The sequence below is a fragment of the Pseudomonas sp. Mn2068 genome, from assembly GCF_049319725.1.
Lineage (GTDB): Bacteria > Pseudomonadota > Gammaproteobacteria > Pseudomonadales > Pseudomonadaceae > Aquipseudomonas > Aquipseudomonas gingeri.
On sequence record NZ_JBMOUG010000016.1, the window covers coordinates 90,729 to 106,994 of the forward strand.

At 62.0% G+C, this 16,266-nt stretch carries 16 protein-coding genes; all 16 read left to right on the top strand.

Annotated elements, in window-relative coordinates; all coding sequences use genetic code 11:
* The first annotated feature begins 192 nt into the window (after nucleotides 1-192).
* The 16 genes from ACL9RJ_RS27590 (at nucleotide 193) to ACL9RJ_RS27665 (ending at nucleotide 16,225) form a co-directional block, all read left to right on the top strand.
* Nucleotides 193-1,044, top strand: coding sequence for a flagellin domain-containing protein (locus tag ACL9RJ_RS27590; RefSeq protein WP_042934627.1), 852 nt, complete (start codon nucleotides 193-195; stop codon nucleotides 1,042-1,044).
* Nucleotides 1,045-1,117: 73 nt separating this feature from the next.
* The gene (locus ACL9RJ_RS27595) at nucleotides 1,118-1,486 is read left to right on the top strand and encodes a flagellar protein FlaG (RefSeq protein WP_042934660.1); all 369 of its coding nucleotides are present in this window, start codon (nucleotides 1,118-1,120) and stop codon (nucleotides 1,484-1,486) included.
* 82 nt (nucleotides 1,487-1,568) lie between these two features.
* Entirely contained in the window at nucleotides 1,569-3,041 is a 1,473-nt protein-coding gene (gene fliD, locus ACL9RJ_RS27600; protein WP_017124433.1) for a flagellar filament capping protein FliD, read from the top strand.
* Nucleotides 3,042-3,171: 130 nt separating this feature from the next.
* The gene (gene fliS, locus ACL9RJ_RS27605; RefSeq protein ID WP_042934626.1) at nucleotides 3,172-3,567 is read left to right on the top strand and encodes a flagellar export chaperone FliS; all 396 of its coding nucleotides are present in this window, start codon (nucleotides 3,172-3,174) and stop codon (nucleotides 3,565-3,567) included.
* Nucleotides 3,568-3,580: 13 nt separating this feature from the next.
* Nucleotides 3,581-3,877 (top strand): hypothetical protein, encoded by a 297-nt coding sequence (locus tag ACL9RJ_RS27610; protein WP_017124431.1) that lies wholly within the window; start codon nucleotides 3,581-3,583, stop codon nucleotides 3,875-3,877.
* A 171-nt stretch (nucleotides 3,878-4,048) separates the two neighbouring features.
* Nucleotides 4,049-5,524: a sigma-54 dependent transcriptional regulator gene (locus ACL9RJ_RS27615; RefSeq protein ID WP_017124430.1), complete on the top strand. Its 1,476-nt coding sequence runs from the start codon at nucleotides 4,049-4,051 to the stop codon at nucleotides 5,522-5,524.
* A 128-nt stretch (nucleotides 5,525-5,652) separates the two neighbouring features.
* Nucleotides 5,653-6,846 (top strand): sensor histidine kinase, encoded by a 1,194-nt coding sequence (locus ACL9RJ_RS27620; RefSeq protein ID WP_177088501.1) that lies wholly within the window; start codon nucleotides 5,653-5,655, stop codon nucleotides 6,844-6,846.
* Between the two features lie 8 nt (nucleotides 6,847-6,854).
* Entirely contained in the window at nucleotides 6,855-8,246 is a 1,392-nt protein-coding gene (gene fleR / locus ACL9RJ_RS27625) for a sigma-54-dependent response regulator transcription factor FleR (RefSeq protein WP_177116452.1), read from the top strand.
* A gap of 134 nt (nucleotides 8,247-8,380) precedes the next feature.
* Nucleotides 8,381-8,710, top strand: coding sequence for a flagellar hook-basal body complex protein FliE (fliE, locus tag ACL9RJ_RS27630; RefSeq protein WP_042934624.1), 330 nt, complete (start codon nucleotides 8,381-8,383; stop codon nucleotides 8,708-8,710).
* Nucleotides 8,711-8,725: 15 nt separating this feature from the next.
* Nucleotides 8,726-10,510, top strand: coding sequence for a flagellar basal-body MS-ring/collar protein FliF (fliF, locus tag ACL9RJ_RS27635; protein WP_422765857.1), 1,785 nt, complete (start codon nucleotides 8,726-8,728; stop codon nucleotides 10,508-10,510).
* Complete coding sequence (gene fliG / locus ACL9RJ_RS27640) at nucleotides 10,503-11,522, top strand: flagellar motor switch protein FliG (protein ID WP_017124426.1); 1,020 nt, start codon at nucleotides 10,503-10,505, stop codon at nucleotides 11,520-11,522. Before fliF ends, fliG begins: the two co-directional genes overlap by 8 nt.
* Before the next feature lie 10 nt (nucleotides 11,523-11,532).
* Nucleotides 11,533-12,315 carry a flagellar assembly protein FliH gene (gene fliH, locus ACL9RJ_RS27645; RefSeq protein ID WP_017124425.1) on the top strand — a complete coding sequence of 261 codons (783 nt, stop codon included), beginning with the start codon at nucleotides 11,533-11,535 and terminating at the stop codon, nucleotides 12,313-12,315.
* On the top strand, nucleotides 12,305-13,663 hold the full coding sequence (fliI, locus tag ACL9RJ_RS27650; RefSeq protein WP_017124424.1) for a flagellar protein export ATPase FliI: 1,359 nt from the start codon (nucleotides 12,305-12,307) through the stop codon (nucleotides 13,661-13,663). The genes fliH and fliI overlap by 11 nt, the downstream gene beginning before the upstream one ends.
* Before the next feature lie 6 nt (nucleotides 13,664-13,669).
* Entirely contained in the window at nucleotides 13,670-14,119 is a 450-nt protein-coding gene (fliJ, locus tag ACL9RJ_RS27655; RefSeq protein WP_017124423.1) for a flagellar export protein FliJ, read from the top strand.
* An 88-nt stretch (nucleotides 14,120-14,207) separates the two neighbouring features.
* Complete coding sequence (locus ACL9RJ_RS27660) at nucleotides 14,208-14,513, top strand: STAS domain-containing protein (protein WP_042934623.1); 306 nt, start codon at nucleotides 14,208-14,210, stop codon at nucleotides 14,511-14,513.
* Nucleotides 14,514-14,518: 5 nt separating this feature from the next.
* The gene (locus ACL9RJ_RS27665) at nucleotides 14,519-16,225 is read left to right on the top strand and encodes an ATP-binding SpoIIE family protein phosphatase (protein ID WP_177088499.1); all 1,707 of its coding nucleotides are present in this window, start codon (nucleotides 14,519-14,521) and stop codon (nucleotides 16,223-16,225) included.
* Nucleotides 16,226-16,266 lie beyond the last annotated feature (41 nt).

Below are 16,266 nucleotides of genomic sequence, written 5' to 3' on the forward strand. Positions count from 1 at the left end.
GCGCCATTTTTCCCTCGCGGGTGCGCGCTAAGCCCTTGTTTTTCGAGGGGTGGCAGGTTGATGGCAAATTTTTTGAAAAAAGCCCTCAAGCAACCTGCTATCCCGACGATAACTATTACGAAGGTTCTCTAGGCCACACCCGGCGGTTGCCAGGGCCGGAAGCCGCAGTACCCAACCAACGAGGATTTCGTCATGGCTTTAACAGTAAACACCAACACCACGTCGTTGAACGTTCAGAAGAACCTGAACCGCGCTTCCGATGCCCTGTCTACCTCCATGCAGCGCCTGTCTTCCGGCCTGAAAATCAACAGCGCCAAAGACGACGCCGCCGGCCTGCAGATCTCCAACCGTATGGGTGCCCAGATCCGCGGTAACACCCAGGCCATCCAGAACGCCAACGACGGTATCTCCGTAGCCCAGACCGCTGAAGGCGCTCTGCAAGCTTCGACCGACATCCTGCAGCGTATGCGTGAACTGGCTGTTAAAGCACGTAACGGTACCAACGGTACTGCTGACCAGACCGCTACCAACGCTGAATTCGCTCAGATGTCTGACGAATTGACTCGTATCTCGGCTGCCACCAACCTGAACGGCAAGAACCTGCTGGACGGCTCGGCTGGTACTGTGACCCTGCAAGTCGGCGCCAACACCGGTTCGGCCAACCACATCGACCTGGTACTGAGCTCCAAGTTCGACGCCGCCAGCCTGTCGGTAGGTAGCGGTACTGTAGTTCTGACCGGTGCGACCTCCGCCGCCGCCGCTTCGAACATCGACAACGCGATCACCGCGATCGACGCTGCAATCGCTGCCATCGGTGCTACCCGTGCCAGCCTCGGTGCTTCGCAGAACCGTCTGACCAGCACCATCCAGAACTTGCAGAACATCAACGAAAACACCACTGCTGCACAAGGTCGCGTACAAGACACCGACTTCGCCGCAGAAACTGCTAACCTGACCAAGCAGCAGACCCTGCAACAGGCTTCCACCTCTGTTCTGGCCCAGGCTAACCAACTGCCTTCCGCTGTACTGAAGCTGCTTCAGTAATTTCGGAATGAGTTTCGGCGGGGGAGTGTGCTGGTCGCGCTCTCTCGCTTTTTTACGTTAGGAGGTGATGGACATGGACATGAGCGTAAAGCTTAACTTGTCTTATCCGGCTCCCAAGCCAGCGACCACTGTGACCGATAAACCGCCAGAGGCGCCTCAAGCTGCTCCTCAAGTCGCCAGTGTCGCTGATCCCGCGGCAGACAAAAGCCAGGGCTCGGATGGTGACAAGCTGAAATTGGCGGTGCAGGAGATCGAGAAGTTCGTACAGTCGATCAAGCGCAATCTGGAGTTCTCCATCGACGAGCACTCTGGAAAGGTCATCGTCAAGGTGATTGCAAGCGAAACGGGTGAGGTTGTTCGACAGATCCCCTCCGCGGAAGCGCTCAAACTGGCAGACAGCCTCAGCAATGCCAGTCATGTGTTGTTCGACGCCAAAGTCTGATAGCTGGCATGAATAGTGTTTGTACGTTCTTTGGGTGCTGGTAAAGGCCAAAAGACTGGCAGCAACCTGATGGGAGAGGCAAATGGCAAGTCCAATTTTACCGGGTACGGGCCTGGGTTCCGGCCTGGACATCGGTTCGATCGTGACCGCTCTGGTGAACGCCGACAAATCGGCCAAGCAGACGCAGATCGATAGCGCGACAAAAACCAACACGCTGAAGATTTCCGGCATCGCGTCCCTGAAGAGTGCGCTGTCCGCATTCCAGGCAACGCTTACTACGCTGAGTAGCACGACGACCCCGGCATTCGCGGGGTATGCGGCGACATCCAGTGCTTCGTCGGTGATGACGGTCACTTCCGATAATACGGCGGTCGCGGGTAACTACACCGTTGTCGTCAAGAACCTGGCCACCAGTTCGAAAGTAGCCAGTGCTTCTTTTGCCGGCGGTGCGTCCAGTGCCATTCCGAGTGGTACCCTGAAAATCAGTCAAAATGGCACTGATTACAATGTCACGATTCCGGCCAATGCCACGTTACAGAGCACCCGGGACGCGATCAACTCGGCCCAGGGCACCAACGGTATCTCGGCCAACATCGTGACCGACAGCTCGGGTTCGTCGCGCCTGGTCATCAGCTCGAACAAGACGGGCGCGGGCTCCGACCTGACGGTCAGCGGCATCGCCGGGCTGGAAATCGATGGTACCCAGGAGATGGGGGCGAACCCCTCGGCTTCGAGTTCCGGGGCGGTCAACGGGATTGCCAAGAATGCCAACCTGACTGTCGACGGCTTGGCCGTTTCCAGCAAGAGCAACACGGTTACCGGTGCGATCAGCGGCATTACGATGAATCTGGTCTCGGCTGACGCAGGCACGCCTCCGGGAACCTCGAACGTGAGCGTGACGACCAATACCTCGGGATTACAGACGTCGATCCAGTCGTTCATTGACTCCTACAACACCCTGATGAACACCATCAACAGCCTGTCCAAGGCGACCGCGGATGCCGATGGCAACCTGACTGTAGCGGCAGCCTTCACCGGCGACTCCATGCCGCGCGCGCTGATTTCCGATATCCGCAGTCAGCTCACGGCGGTGGGCGCGGGTGGTCCGCTGGCTGTGCTGTCGCAGTTGGGGGTGTTGACGGTGGCGGGTAATGACGCCAGTAACTCCGGCAACCTGGCCCTGGATACTGCCGCCTTCAACAAGGCCATGGCCACCAACGGCATGAGCGGGCAGGTGCAGCAACTGTTCAACGGCACCAACTCCAGCAACGGCCTGTTGTCGCGTCTGAGCAATACGCTCAACCCGTATCTGGGCACGCCGCTCTCCACCGGTTTGCGCCTGGGCGGCATGCTCGATCAGCGCAACACCAGCTATCAGAGCACGGCCAAGAGCCTGTTGAGCCAGCAATCGGCACTGGATGCGCGGGTCAAGAGCCTGACGACAACCCTGACCGCCAAGTACAACGCGATGGACCTGCTGGTCGGGCAAATGAAGGCGACGGCGAACAGTATCACCTCGTTCTTCAGCTCCCTGAACGCGCAGAAGTCCAGCTAGTTCCTGGGCTGACGCCAAAAACCCGGCTACGCTTTACCGCGCGCCGGGTTTTTGCCTTTTGGGTTAAAGTTTTTTGACTCAAAGGCGATACACTGGGTATACGAACTCTTGAGTTGTGACGAGGTAGAACATGAACCCGATGCTAGCCCTTCGGCAATATCAGAAGGTGGGTGCTCAAGCACAGACTTCCGAGGCCAGTCCTCATCGCCTGGTACAAATGCTGATGGAAGGTGGCCTGGACCGCATCGCGCAGGCCAAGGGCGCCATAGAGCGCAAGGATATTCCCGCCAAGGGCGTGGCGATCGGCAAGGCCATCGGCATTGTCGGCGGCTTGCGCGAAGGCCTGGACCTGGAAAAGCAGGCGGATGCGCTCGCTGACCTGGACAGCCTCTACACCTACATGATGAAGCGCCTGGCCGAGGCCAATATCACGTCCGATCCGAAGATTCTCGATGAAGTCTCAGGCCTGCTCAGCACGGTCAAAGAAGGCTGGGACGCCATCGGTACCCCGGGTCCACAGTTTTAAGGAGTCCATCTTCATGAACCTCGTACTGCAGCGTATCCAGGATACCCGCGAAGCCCTTGTCAGGGCCTTGGCCGAGCGCGACTGGGGGAGCATTGCCCAGTTGGACCTGGCCTGTCGTGCCTGCATGGAAGACGTGCTCAACGAGGCTTCACTGGATGAAGATGCCCTGCGCAGCAGCCTGGAAGAGCTGCTGCATGTCTATCGCGAGTTGCTGGAAACGGCGATGGCGGAAAGACAGGCGATAGTCGACGAGATGCAACAGATCCAGCAAGCGCAGAACGCGGCAAAGGTTTACCATCTGTTCGGTTAACGCAGGGTTAATCGAAGCGTATTGCGCCATAAATTTGACTGCGTACGAATTTTTGACTTAACTAGTGCTGTTTTTCAGGTTTAAGTCGTCTTTGAAGGTGATATCCCACCTCGGGCGTCTAGCTTGCCCACCCATCCCGGGCATCGAGTTGACTAGGGAAGTTGCTATTGCATGTGGCGTGAAACCAAAATTCTGCTGATCGATGACGATAGCGTTCGCCGCCGCGACCTGGCGGTGATTTTAAATTTTCTCGGCGAAGAAAATCTGTCCTGCGCCAGCCTTGACTGGCAGCAGGCGGTCGACTCTTTGGCTTCCAGCCGCGAGGTGCTTTGTGTCCTGATCGGGACAGTCAATGCGCCGTCGGGGCTATCGGGCTTGTTAAAGACACTCGGAACCTGGGATGAGTTCCTTCCGGTTCTGCTTTTGGGTGAAAATACTTCCACCGACCTTCCCGAGGACCTGCGTCGCCGGGTGCTTTCCAGCCTGGAAATGCCGCCCAGCTACAGCAAGTTGCTCGACTCCCTGCACCGTGCCCAGGTCTATCGCGAGATGTATGACCAGGCGCGTGAGCGTGGTCGTCAGCGCGAACCGAACCTGTTCCGCAGCCTGGTCGGCACCAGTCGCGCCATCCAGCACGTCCGCCAGATGATGCAGCAGGTGGCCGATACCGACGCCAGCGTGCTGATCCTGGGCGAGTCCGGCACCGGCAAGGAGGTGGTGGCGCGCAACCTGCACTATCACTCCAAGCGCCGTGACGCGCCGTTTGTCCCGGTCAACTGCGGGGCGATCCCCGCGGAACTGCTGGAAAGCGAGCTGTTCGGCCATGAGAAAGGTGCCTTTACCGGTGCCATCACCAGCCGTGCCGGACGTTTCGAGCTGGCCAACGGCGGTACCCTGTTCCTCGACGAAATCGGCGACATGCCGTTGCCGATGCAGGTCAAGCTGTTGCGCGTGTTGCAGGAGCGCACCTTCGAACGCGTGGGCAGCAACAAGACCCAGAGCGTTGACGTGCGCATCATCGCCGCGACCCACAAGAACCTCGAAAGCATGATCGAGGTCGGCAGCTTCCGTGAAGACCTCTACTACCGCCTGAACGTCTTCCCGATCGAAATGGCGCCGCTGCGCGAGCGGGTCGAAGATATCCCGTTGCTGATGAACGAATTGATCTCGCGCATGGAGCACGAAAAGCGCGGTTCGATCCGTTTCAACTCGGCGGCGATCATGTCCCTGTGCCGTCATGGCTGGCCGGGTAACGTTCGCGAACTGGCCAACCTGGTGGAGCGCATGGCGATCATGCATCCGTACGGGGTGATCGGCGTGGTCGAGTTGCCGAAGAAATTCCGCTACGTCGACGATGAAGACGAGCAGATGGTCGACAGCCTGCGCAGCGACCTGGAAGAGCGCGTGGCGATCAACGGCCATACGCCGGACTTCAGTACTTCGGCGATGCTGCCGCCCGAAGGCCTGGACCTCAAGGACTACCTCGGGGGCCTGGAGCAGGGTCTGATCCAGCAGGCGCTGGACGATGCCAACGGCATCGTTGCACGGGCCGCCGAACGCCTGCGTATCCGTCGCACCACCCTGGTGGAGAAGATGCGCAAGTACGGCATGAGCCGTCGTGAAGGTGATGAACAGGCGGATGATTGACGCCTGTTTTTCAAGTCACTGAAAACCGGGCGGTTTTTTTTAGGCACGGGTATTGCTAAGTCTCTCGCAACGTTCCGTTTAAATGACGGTCAGTCAAGCGAGAGAGCACGATGCCCCAAGCCGCCCAGATGTCTCCTGTCCCTGAAGTCCCGGGGCAACCGTCGTCCGTAGAGCAGGCAAGCCGGCTGGGTCTTGAGCAGGCCTTCAACCTGTTCAACCAGATGTCGACGCAACTCACCGATTCCTACAGCATGCTCGAGGCGCGGGTCACCGAGCTCAAGGGCGAGCTGGCCGTGGTCAGTGCCCAGCGCATGACCGAGCTGGCGGAAAAGGAACGCTTGGCCAATCGCCTGCAGAACCTGCTCGACCTGCTGCCGGGCGGCGTGATCGTGATCGACTCCCATGGTTTTGTCAGCGAGGCTAACCCCGCCGCCCGTGAGCTGCTGGGTTCGCCGCTGGAAGGTGAGTTGTGGCGCCAGGTGATCGCCCGCTGCTTTGCTCCTCGTGAAGACGACGGTCATGAAATCTCCCTCAAGGACGGTCGACGGCTGTCGATTGCCACGCGTTCGCTGGAAGGCGAACCGGGGCAACTGGTGCTGCTCAATGACCTGACTGAAACCCGTCGCCTCCAGGATCAGCTGGCTCGTCATGAGCGGCTGTCGTCCCTGGGGCGGATGGTCGCTTCCCTCGCGCATCAGATTCGCACCCCGCTGTCGGCGGCCCTGCTGTACGCCAGCCATCTCACCGAACAGGCCTTGCCGGTGGAGACCCAGCAACGTTTCGCCGGACGCCTGAAAGAGCGCCTGCATGAGCTTGAGCATCAGGTTCGCGACATGCTGGTGTTTGCCCGTGGCGAGTTGCCGCTGACCGATCGACTGGCGCCCAAGGTGTTGCTGCAGGCCTTGCAGGCTGCCGCGCAGACCCATGTGCAGGGTGTGGCGATCCGCTGGCAGTGCGACAGCCATGACGGCGAGCTGCTGTGCAATCGCGATACCCTGGTCGGGGCGCTGCTCAACCTGATTGAAAATGCCATGCAGGCCAGCGGCCGCGACGTGCGCCTCAAGGTGCACCTGTACAGCCGCGGCAATACCTTGCGCCTGAGTGTCAGCGACAATGGCAGCGGGATCGAACCCGAAGTGCTGGCGCGCCTGGGCGAACCCTTCTTTACCACCAAGACCACCGGTACCGGCCTCGGCCTGACCGTGGTCAAGGCCGTTGCCCGGGCGCACCAGGGTGACATGCAATTACGTTCACGGCTGGGGCGTGGCACCTGCGCGATGTTGTGCCTGCCGCTGATTCCCGGCGCCATGGAGACACAATGATGATCGGGATGATCAAGGTCCTGTTGGTCGAGGACGATCGGGCGCTGCGCGAAGCGCTGGCGGACACCCTGCTGCTGGCCGGCTATGAGTTCCGTGCGGTGGCCTGTGCCGAGGAGGCGCTGGAGGCGGTGGCGCAGGAATCGTTCAGCCTGGTGGTCAGCGATGTGAATATGCCAGGCATGGACGGGCACCAGTTGCTTGGTTTGCTGCGTGCGCGCCAGCCACTGCTGCCGGTGCTGCTGATGACGGCGCACGGCGCGGTCGAGCGGGCGGTGGAAGCCATGCGCCAGGGCGCCGCCGATTATCTGGTCAAGCCCTTCGAGCCCAAGGCGTTGCTCGACCTGGTGGCGCGTCATGCGCTGGGGCGGCTGGGCGCGGTGGAGAGCGAAGGGCCGATTGCGGCAGAGCCGGCCAGTGCGCAATTGCTGGAACTGGCGGCGCGGGTAGCGCGCAGTGATTCGACCGTGCTGATCTCCGGGGAGTCGGGGACCGGCAAGGAAGTGCTGGCGCGCTATATCCACCAGCAATCCCATCGTGCCGACCAGCCGTTCGTCGCGATCAACTGTGCGGCGATCCCCGACAATATGCTCGAGGCGACCCTGTTCGGGCATGAGAAGGGCTCGTTTACCGGTGCCATCGCCGCCCAGGCGGGCAAGTTCGAGCAGGCCGACGGTGGGACGATCCTGCTCGACGAGATTTCCGAAATGCCCCTCGGCCTGCAAGCCAAGCTGCTGCGGGTGCTGCAGGAACGTGAAGTCGAGCGGGTGGGCGCGCGCAAGCCGATCACCCTGGATATCCGCGTGGTGGCCACCACCAACCGTGACCTGGCCGGCGAAGTGGCGGCGGGGCGCTTCCGTGAAGATCTCTATTACCGGCTGTCGGTGTTTCCGCTGGCCTGGCGTCCGTTGCGCGAGCGCACCGCCGATATCCTGCCGCTGGCCGAGCGCCTGCTGGCCAAGCACAGCGCAAAAATGAAGCATGCCGCCGTTAGATTGTCGCCCCAGGCCCAGGCTTGCCTGATCGGGTACGCCTGGCCGGGCAATGTCCGCGAACTCGACAATGCGATCCAGCGTGCGTTGATTTTGCAGCAGGGCGGACTGATCCAGGCCGAGGATTTCTGTCTGGCCGGGCCGCTCGGTTGTGCACCCTTGCCGGTCATGCGCGCGCCACTGGTCGAGACGGTTGCCAGCGAAGTGGCGCCTGCCGAGTCCGCCGGGGCCCTGGGCGACGACCTGCGTCGGCGCGAGTTCCAGATGATCATCGACACCCTGCGCGCCGAGCGCGGGCGTCGCAAGGAAGCGGCGGAACGCCTGGGTATCAGCCCGCGTACGCTGCGCTACAAACTGGCGCAGATGCGCGATGCCGGCATGGACGTCGAGGCTTATTTATTCGCCAGTTGAGTCGATTTATCGGCTTTACGGTCGTGTATCGGTTTTTGTTCAGAGGCGACAAGGAGCTGGCACCCTTGTTGCTAACACCTCATTAACCGCTGCACGAGTGTCAAAAAATTGCAGGTCGCCGGAGAGAGTAGTCCATGAGCCAGGGTATTGAATTTAATCGATTGATGTTGGACATGCGTTCCATGCAGATGGACGCCATGGCTCAACCGAAGTCGGCTGTGGCGGCGCCTGAAATGGGCGGTAGCAGCTTTGCCGATCTGCTCGGCAAGGCCGTCGGCAAGGTCAACGACACCCAGCAGGCCGCTGGCCAGTTGGCGAACGCCTTCGAGATCGGCAAGACCGGCGTGGACCTGACGGACGTGATGATTTCTTCGCAGAAAGCCAGCGTCTCGTTCCAGGCCCTGACCCAGGTGCGCAACAAGTTGGTCCAGGCGTATCAAGACATCATGCAGATGCCGGTTTAAGGACGAGATTGAGTCATGGCTGAAGCAGTCGCCGATAACGTACCGGCCAAGGCCGGTTCGACAGACGGCAAACCGCCGCTGTTTGGTTTGTCCTTTCTGGAAAACCTTTCCGAAATGACCATGCTGCGTCAGGTCGGCCTGATGGTCGGCCTGGCCGCGAGCGTGGCGATTGGCTTTGCCGTGGTGTTGTGGTCCCAGCAACCCGACTACCGGCCGCTGTACGGCAGCCTGGCCGGTATGGACGCCAAGCAGGTCATGGAAACCCTGGCGGCTGCGGATATTCCCTACACCGTCGAACCGAATTCCGGTGCGTTGCTGGTCAAGGCAGACGACGTGTCCCGTGCCCGCCTGAAACTGGCCGCGGCCGGTGTGACGCCCACCGATGGCAATATCGGTTTCGAGATCCTCGACAAGGACCAGGGCCTGGGTACCAGCCAGTTCATGGAGGCGACCCGTTACCGTCGCGGCCTTGAAGGTGAACTGGCGCGGACCATTTCCAGCCTGAACAATGTCAAGGGTGCGCGTGTGCACCTGGCGATTCCGAAGAGTTCGGTATTCGTCCGTGACGAACGCAAGCCGAGCGCTTCGGTACTGGTCGAGCTGTATTCCGGGCGTTCCCTGGAGCCGGGCCAGGTGGTGGCGATCATCAACCTCGTGGCGACCAGTGTTCCCGAGTTGAGCAAGTCGCAGATCACCGTGGTCGACCAGAAGGGCAACCTGCTCTCCGACCAGGCGCAAAACTCCGAATTGACCATGGCCGGCAAGCAGTTCGACTACAGCCGTCGCATGGAAAGCATGCTGACCCAGCGCGTGCACAATATCCTGCAGCCGATCCTCGGTAACGATCGCTACAAGGCTGAAGTGTCCGCCGATGTGGACTTCAGCGCGGTCGAGTCGACCTCCGAACAGTTCAACCCGGATCAGCCGGCGCTGCGCAGCGAGCAGTCGACCACCGAACAACGTACTGCCAGCAACGGTCCGCAAGGGGTTCCCGGGGCATTGAGCAACCAGCCTCCGGCACCGGCCTCGGCACCGCAGACCACCGGTGGCGCCACCGCGTCGTCGGGGCCTGTGCAACCCGGCCAGCCGCTGCTCGATGCCAACGGCCAGCAGATCATGGACCCGGCCACCGGCCAGCCGATGCTGGCGCCGTATCCGGCGGACAAGCGTCAACAATCCACCAAGAACTTCGAGCTGGACCGCTCCATCAGCCACACCAAGCAGCAGCAGGGTCGCCTGACCCGCCTGTCGGTGGCCGTGGTGGTCGACGATCAGGTCAAGGTCAACGCCGCCAACGGCGAAACCACCCGTGCGCCATGGAGCGCCGACGAATTGGCGCGCTTTACCCGCCTGGTCCAGGATGCCGTCGGTTTCGACGCCAGCCGCGGCGACAGCGTCAGTGTGATCAACGTGCCATTCTCCGCCGAGCGCGGGGAAGTGATCGCCGATATCCCGTTCTACTCGCAACCCTGGTTCTGGGATGTGGTCAAACAGGTACTGGGCGTGCTGTTCATCCTGGTGCTGGTATTCGGTGTGCTGCGTCCGGTGCTCAACAACATCACCGGCGGCGGCAAGAAGCAACTGGCGGGCCTGGGCAGCGATGTCGAACTCGGTGGCATGGGCGGTCTGCATGGCGAACTGGCCAACGATCGCGTGAGCCTCGGCGGTCCGCAAAGCATCCTCCTGCCAAGCCCGAGCGAAGGCTATGACGCTCAACTGAACGCCATCAAGAGTCTGGTAGCCGAAGATCCGGGCCGTGTGGCACAGGTCGTCAAAGAGTGGATTAACGCCGATGAGTAATAACGCCGCCGTCACCCAGAAGCTGACCCGGGTCGATAAAGCCGCGATCTTGCTGCTGTCGCTGGGTTCCACCGATGCCGCACAGGTGCTGCGCCACATGGGGCCCAAGGAGGTCCAGCGGGTCGGCGTGGCCATGGCGCAGATGCGCAACGTGCATCGCGAGCAGGTCGAGCAGGTCATGAGCGAGTTCGTCGAGATCGTCGGCGACCAGACCAGCCTGGGCGTCGGCTCCGACGACTATGTCCGCAAGATGCTCACCCAGGCCCTCGGCGAGGACAAGGCCAACGGCCTGATCGACCGCATCCTGCTCGGTGGCAACACCAGCGGCCTGGACAGTCTCAAGTGGATGGAACCGCGCGCCGTGGCAGACGTGATCCGCTACGAGCACCCGCAGATCCAGGCCATCGTCGTGGCCTACCTCGATCCCGACCAAGCCGGCGAGGTGCTGAACAACTTCGATCACAAGGTGCGCCTGGACATCATCCTGCGCGTCTCGTCGCTGAACACGGTACAGCCGGCGGCCCTCAAGGAACTCAACCAGATTCTCGAGAAGCAGTTCTCCGGCAACTCCAACGCTGCCCGCACCACCCTGGGCGGTATCAAGCGTGCGGCGGATATCATGAACTTCCTCGACAGCTCGATCGAAGGCCAGTTGATGGACTCGATCCGCGAAGTGGACGAGGACCTGTCGACGCAGATCGAAGACCTGATGTTCGTCTTCAACAACCTGTCGGATGTCGACGACCGCGGTATCCAGGCGCTGTTGCGCGAAGTTTCTTCCGACGTGCTGGTACTTGCCCTCAAGGGCTCGGACGAGGGCGTCAAGGAAAAGATCTTCAAGAACATGTCCAAGCGTGCGGCCGAACTGCTGCGCGACGACCTCGAGGCCAAGGGACCGGTGCGCGTCAGCGACGTCGAAACCGCCCAGAAGGAAATCCTCACCATCGCCCGCCGTATGGCCGAAGCCGGAGAAATCGTGCTCGGTGGCAAGGGCGGCGAAGAGATGATCTAAGGATCAAGCCATGACTGATCCAACCGACCTGATCCGCGCGCGGGACGTGAGCGGCTTCGACCTGTGGTCGTTGCCCAGCTTCGACCCGCATGTCGAAGAGCCTGAACCGGAGCCGGTGGAAGAGCCGCCGGCCGAGATGGAGGAAGTGCCGCTGGAGGAAGTCCAGCCGCTGACCCTCGAAGAGCTCGAAAGCATTCGCCAGGAAGCCTACAACGAAGGTTTCGCGGTGGGCGAGCGGGAAGGTTTCCACAGCACCCAGATCAGGGTTCGCCAGGAAGCCGAGGTCGCCCTGAGCGCCAAGCTGGTCAACCTGGAGGCCCTGATGGGCAATCTGTTCGCGCCCATCGCCGAACAGGACCAGCAGATCGAGAAGAGCCTGGTGGGCCTGGTCGGGCATATCGCTCGCCAGGTCATCCAGCGTGAACTCAAGACCGACTCCAGCCAGATCGAGCATGTCCTGCGGGAAACCCTGAAGTTGTTGCCGCTGGGCGCCGAGAACGTGCGGCTGTACATCAATCCCCAGGACTTCGAACAGGTCAAGGCCTTGCGCGAGCGCCACGAGGCGACCTGGCGCATCGTCGAGGACGAGGCCCTGCTGCCCGGCGGTTGCCGGGTCGAAACCGAGCACAGCCGGATCGACGCCAGCGTCGAGACCCGTATCGAGCAGGCGCTGGCCCAGTTGTTCGACCAGTTGCACGAACAATCCCTGCATCCGGCCCAGCCCGACCTGACGCTCGAGTTGGGTGAGCCCCATGCCCCGAACAGCGCCCCGGACCTGTCCGATGCGCCTTGAGCGAACCAGCTTCGGCAAGCGTCTTGGTACTTACGCCGATGCCATCAACCTGCCGGGCCAGCCGATTCTCGAAGGCCGCCTGCTGCGCATGGTCGGCCTGACCCTCGAGGCCGAAGGCCTGCGGGCCGCCATGGGCGCCCGCTGCCTGGTGATCAACGACGACAGCTATCACCCGGTGCAGGTCGAAGCCGAAGTCATGGGCTTCTCCGGCAGCAAGGTGTTCCTGATGCCGGTGGGCAGCGTGGCCGGTATCGCCCCGGGCGCTAGGGTCGTGCCGCTGGCCGATACCGGGCGCCTGCCGATGGGCATGAGCATGCTCGGGCGGGTGCTGGATGGTGCCGGTCGGGCGCTGGACGGCAAGGGCGGGATGAAGGCCGAGGACTGGGTGCCGATGGACGGGCCGACCATCAACCCGCTCAATCGTGACCCGATCCACCAGCCGCTGGACGTGGGCATCCGCAGTATCAACGGATTATTGACAGTGGGCCGCGGGCAGCGTCTTGGCCTGTTCGCCGGTACCGGCGTCGGCAAGAGTGTGCTGCTGGGCATGATGACCCGCTTTACCGAGGCCGACATCATCGTGGTCGGGTTGATCGGTGAGCGGGGCCGGGAAGTGAAGGAGTTCATCGAGCACATCCTCGGCGAGGAGGGGCTCAAGCGTTCGGTGGTGGTCGCATCGCCTGCCGACGATGCGCCGCTGATGCGCCTGCGGGCGGCCATGTATTGCACGCGGATCGCCGAGTATTTTCGCGACAAGGGCAAGAATGTCCTGTTGCTCATGGATTCACTGACCCGTTTTGCCCAGGCCCAGCGGGAAATCGCCCTGGCCATCGGCGAGCCGCCGGCGACCAAGGGCTATCCGCCCTCGGTGTTCGCCAAACTGCCGAAGCTGGTGGAGCGCGCGGGGAATGCCGAGGCCGGCGGCGGTTCGATCACCGCGTTCTATACCGTGTTGTCCGAAGGCGACGACCAGCAGGACCCGATTGCCGACTCGGCGCGGGGCGTGCTCGACGGGCATATCGTATTGTCCCGGCGCCTGGCCGAGGAAGGTCACTACCCGGCGATCGATATCGAAGCGTCCATCAGCCGGGTGATGCCGGCGGTGGTCAGTCCGGAGCACATGAAGCGTGCGCAGTATTTCAAGCAGCTCTGGTCACGCTACCAGCAGAGCCGCGACCTGATCAGCGTCGGCGCCTATGTGGCCGGTGGCGATCGCGAAACCGACACGGCGATCGCCCTGCAACCGGCGATGGTCCAGTACCTGCGCCAGGGGCTGAACGACAATGTCAGCCTGGGCGAGAGCGAAGCGCATCTGTCGACGGTCTTCGCGCCGGCGGCTGGCGGCTAACCGGCCATGGCCCAGAGTCGTGCCGCGCGGTTGGCGCCGGTGGTCGAGATGGCCGAAAGCACCGAGCGTACCGCTGTCCAGCGCCTGGGTTATTTCCAGGGACAGGTACGCCTGGCGCAAAGCAAGCTGGCCGACCTCGAAGGTTTTCGCCTGCAATACCAGGAACAGTGGATCGAGCGTGGCCGGCATGGCGTCTCCAGCCAATGGTTGCTGGGCTACCAGCAGTTTCTCAGCCAGCTCGACACCGCCGTCGCCCAACAGCGGCAAAGCCTGGCCTGGCACCAGAACAACCTCGACAAGGGGCGCGTTGCCTGGCAAGAGGCCTATACTCGTGTCGAGGGCTTGCGCAAGCTGGTGCAGCGCTACATCGACGAGGCCCGCCAGCTGGAAGACAAACGTGAACAGAAACTGCTGGATGAGCTGTCCCAGCGCCTGCCGCGGCAGAGTCCCTATTGAATCGCAGGTATTTTGACGCTCCCGGTTGCCCTGCTGTCAGCGGGGTGCTACACCTTGTACACATCGCCACTGACAAGGAAGCTGGATCATGGCTGTAGAGTCGGCATTAACAGACAACGGCAGGAAGTTGACGATTTCGGTCAAGGGGCGCTTTGACTTCGGCAAGCACCAGGAATTTCGCGAGTCCTACGAGCGGGTCGCTACCCCGCCCGAGTCGGTTATCGTCGACCTGGTCGAGACGACCTATCTCGACAGTTCGGCCCTGGGCATGCTCCTGCTGCTGCGCGACCACGCCGGCGGCGACGATGCCGATATCCGGGTGATCAACAGCAATACGGATGTGCGCAAGATCCTCGCCATTTCCAATTTCGACAAGCTCTTCGACATCACTTGAGCATCATGCAAACGGCCGAGGAGTCGCTGACGGTGCTGATCGCCGAGGACGGGGCGGCGGATCGGCTGCTGCTGTCGAGTATCGTACGGCGCCAGGGGCATGCAGTCCTGACTGCCAGCAACGGTGCCGAGGCGGTCGAGGTGTTCAGGGCGCAGCGACCCCAGCTGGTCCTGATGGATGCCCTGATGCCGGTGATGGACGGCTTCGAGGCGGCGCGGCAAATCAAGGCGCTGGCCGGCGATTCGCTGGTGCCGATCATCTTTCTCACCTCCCTGAGCGAAAGCGACGCCCTGGTCCGTTGCCTGGACGCCGGCGGCGACGACTTTCTGGCGAAACCCTACAACCAGGTCATCCTCGGTGCCAAGATCAAGGCGATGGACCGTCTGCGGCGCCTGCAGGCTACGGTGCTGCAGCAACGCGACCTGATCGCCCGGCACCACGACTACCTGCTCAACGAGCAGCGGGTAGCCAAGGCGGTGTTCGACAAGGTGGCGCATTCCGGATGCCTGCGGGCGCCGAATATCCGCTACCTGCAATCACCCTATGCGCTGTTCAACGGCGACCTGTTGCTGGCGGCCCATGCCCCGGGCGGGGACATGCATATCCTGCTCGGCGATTTCACCGGGCATGGCCTGCCCGCCGCCGTCGGTGCGATGCCGTTGGCGGAAGTCTTCTACGGCATGACCGCCAAGGGCTACGGCCTGCCCGAAACCCTGCGGGAGATGAACGCCAAGCTCAAGCGCATCCTGCCGGTGGACATGTTCTGTTGCGCCACCTTCCTGCGCCTGAGTCCGCAGCGGCAGGTGGTCGAGGTCTGGAACGGCGGTATGCCCGACGGCTACCTGCACGATATCGCCTCGGGCGAGCGGCGTCCCCTGGTGGCGCGGCACTTGCCACTGGGGGTATTGGGGGCCGAGGCGTTCGACGACCACATCGATGTCTACCCCATGGCCCCGGGTGACCGGGTGTTCCTGCTGTCCGACGGGGTGATCGATACCTGTAATGGCGATGAGCAGTTGTTCGGTGTCGAGCGCCTGCATCAGGTCTTCGAGAGCAATCGGGATCCGGATTGCTTGTTCGAGGAGATCCAGCAGGCGCTGGCACGGTTCGGCGGCGAGGCGCGTGACGATATCAGCATGGTCGAGATCAGTCTGCCCGCGCCCGGGCGGGCGCTGCCGGCGACCATGGTCTACTCCGACAGCGGCGAATCCTGTCCGCTGGACTGGTCGGTGAACTTCGAATTCCGCGCGGCGACGCTACGGCGTTTCAACCCCTTGCCTTATCTGCTGCAACTGCTGATGGAGGTACACGGCTTGCGTGCCCACAGCGGGGCGCTGTACAGCGTGCTGGCCGAGCTCTACTCCAATGCCCTGGAGCACGGGGTGCTGGGCCTGGATTCAAGCCTCAAGCGCGATGTCCGTGGATTTGCGCAATACTATGAGCAACGCAATCGGCGTCTGCTCGACTTGCAGGAAGGTTTTGTCCGCGTGAGCCTGCAGGTGGTCCCGGAAGGGAAGGGCGGACGGTTGTGCATCGAGGTCGAGGACAGTGGTGCCGGGTTTGACGTCGAGCGGGTCATGGCGCGTCCGCTGGAGGTCGATCGGTTGTCGGGAAGAGGTGTCGGCCTGGTCCGGCAACTTAGTCACTGTGCCCGTTGGTCGAATGATGGCCGGCGTGCCCACGTGGAGTTTTCGTGGGAGGCTCAGGCATAATTTGCAGGTGTTGATCAAGGAGTGAACGAGTGGACGGCAAT

Bases quoted from the DNA above. Each gene is read 5' to 3' on its own strand.
- fliE (WP_042934624.1), top strand. From the start codon at position 8,381: ATGAGCCAGGGTATTGAATTTAATCGATTGATGTTGGACATGCGTTCC.
- ACL9RJ_RS27620 (WP_177088501.1), top strand. From the start codon at position 5,653: ATGTCTCCTGTCCCTGAAGTCCCGGGGCAACCGTCGTCCGTAGAGCAG.
- ACL9RJ_RS27590 (WP_042934627.1), top strand. From the start codon at position 193: ATGGCTTTAACAGTAAACACCAACACCACGTCGTTGAACGTTCAGAAG.
- ACL9RJ_RS27595 (WP_042934660.1), top strand. From the start codon at position 1,118: ATGGACATGAGCGTAAAGCTTAACTTGTCTTATCCGGCTCCCAAGCCA.
- ACL9RJ_RS27660 (WP_042934623.1), top strand. From the start codon at position 14,208: ATGGCTGTAGAGTCGGCATTAACAGACAACGGCAGGAAGTTGACGATT.
- fliH (WP_017124425.1), top strand. From the start codon at position 11,533: ATGACTGATCCAACCGACCTGATCCGCGCGCGGGACGTGAGCGGCTTC.
- fliG (WP_017124426.1), top strand. From the start codon at position 10,503: ATGAGTAATAACGCCGCCGTCACCCAGAAGCTGACCCGGGTCGATAAA.
- fliJ (WP_017124423.1), top strand. From the start codon at position 13,670: ATGGCCCAGAGTCGTGCCGCGCGGTTGGCGCCGGTGGTCGAGATGGCC.
- fliF (WP_422765857.1), top strand. From the start codon at position 8,726: ATGGCTGAAGCAGTCGCCGATAACGTACCGGCCAAGGCCGGTTCGACA.
- ACL9RJ_RS27610 (WP_017124431.1), top strand. From the start codon at position 3,581: ATGAACCTCGTACTGCAGCGTATCCAGGATACCCGCGAAGCCCTTGTC.
- ACL9RJ_RS27615 (WP_017124430.1), top strand. From the start codon at position 4,049: ATGTGGCGTGAAACCAAAATTCTGCTGATCGATGACGATAGCGTTCGC.
- fliS (WP_042934626.1), top strand. From the start codon at position 3,172: ATGAACCCGATGCTAGCCCTTCGGCAATATCAGAAGGTGGGTGCTCAA.
- ACL9RJ_RS27665 (WP_177088499.1), top strand. From the start codon at position 14,519: ATGCAAACGGCCGAGGAGTCGCTGACGGTGCTGATCGCCGAGGACGGG.
- fleR (WP_177116452.1), top strand. From the start codon at position 6,855: ATGATCAAGGTCCTGTTGGTCGAGGACGATCGGGCGCTGCGCGAAGCG.
- fliD (WP_017124433.1), top strand. From the start codon at position 1,569: ATGGCAAGTCCAATTTTACCGGGTACGGGCCTGGGTTCCGGCCTGGAC.
- fliI (WP_017124424.1), top strand. From the start codon at position 12,305: ATGCGCCTTGAGCGAACCAGCTTCGGCAAGCGTCTTGGTACTTACGCC.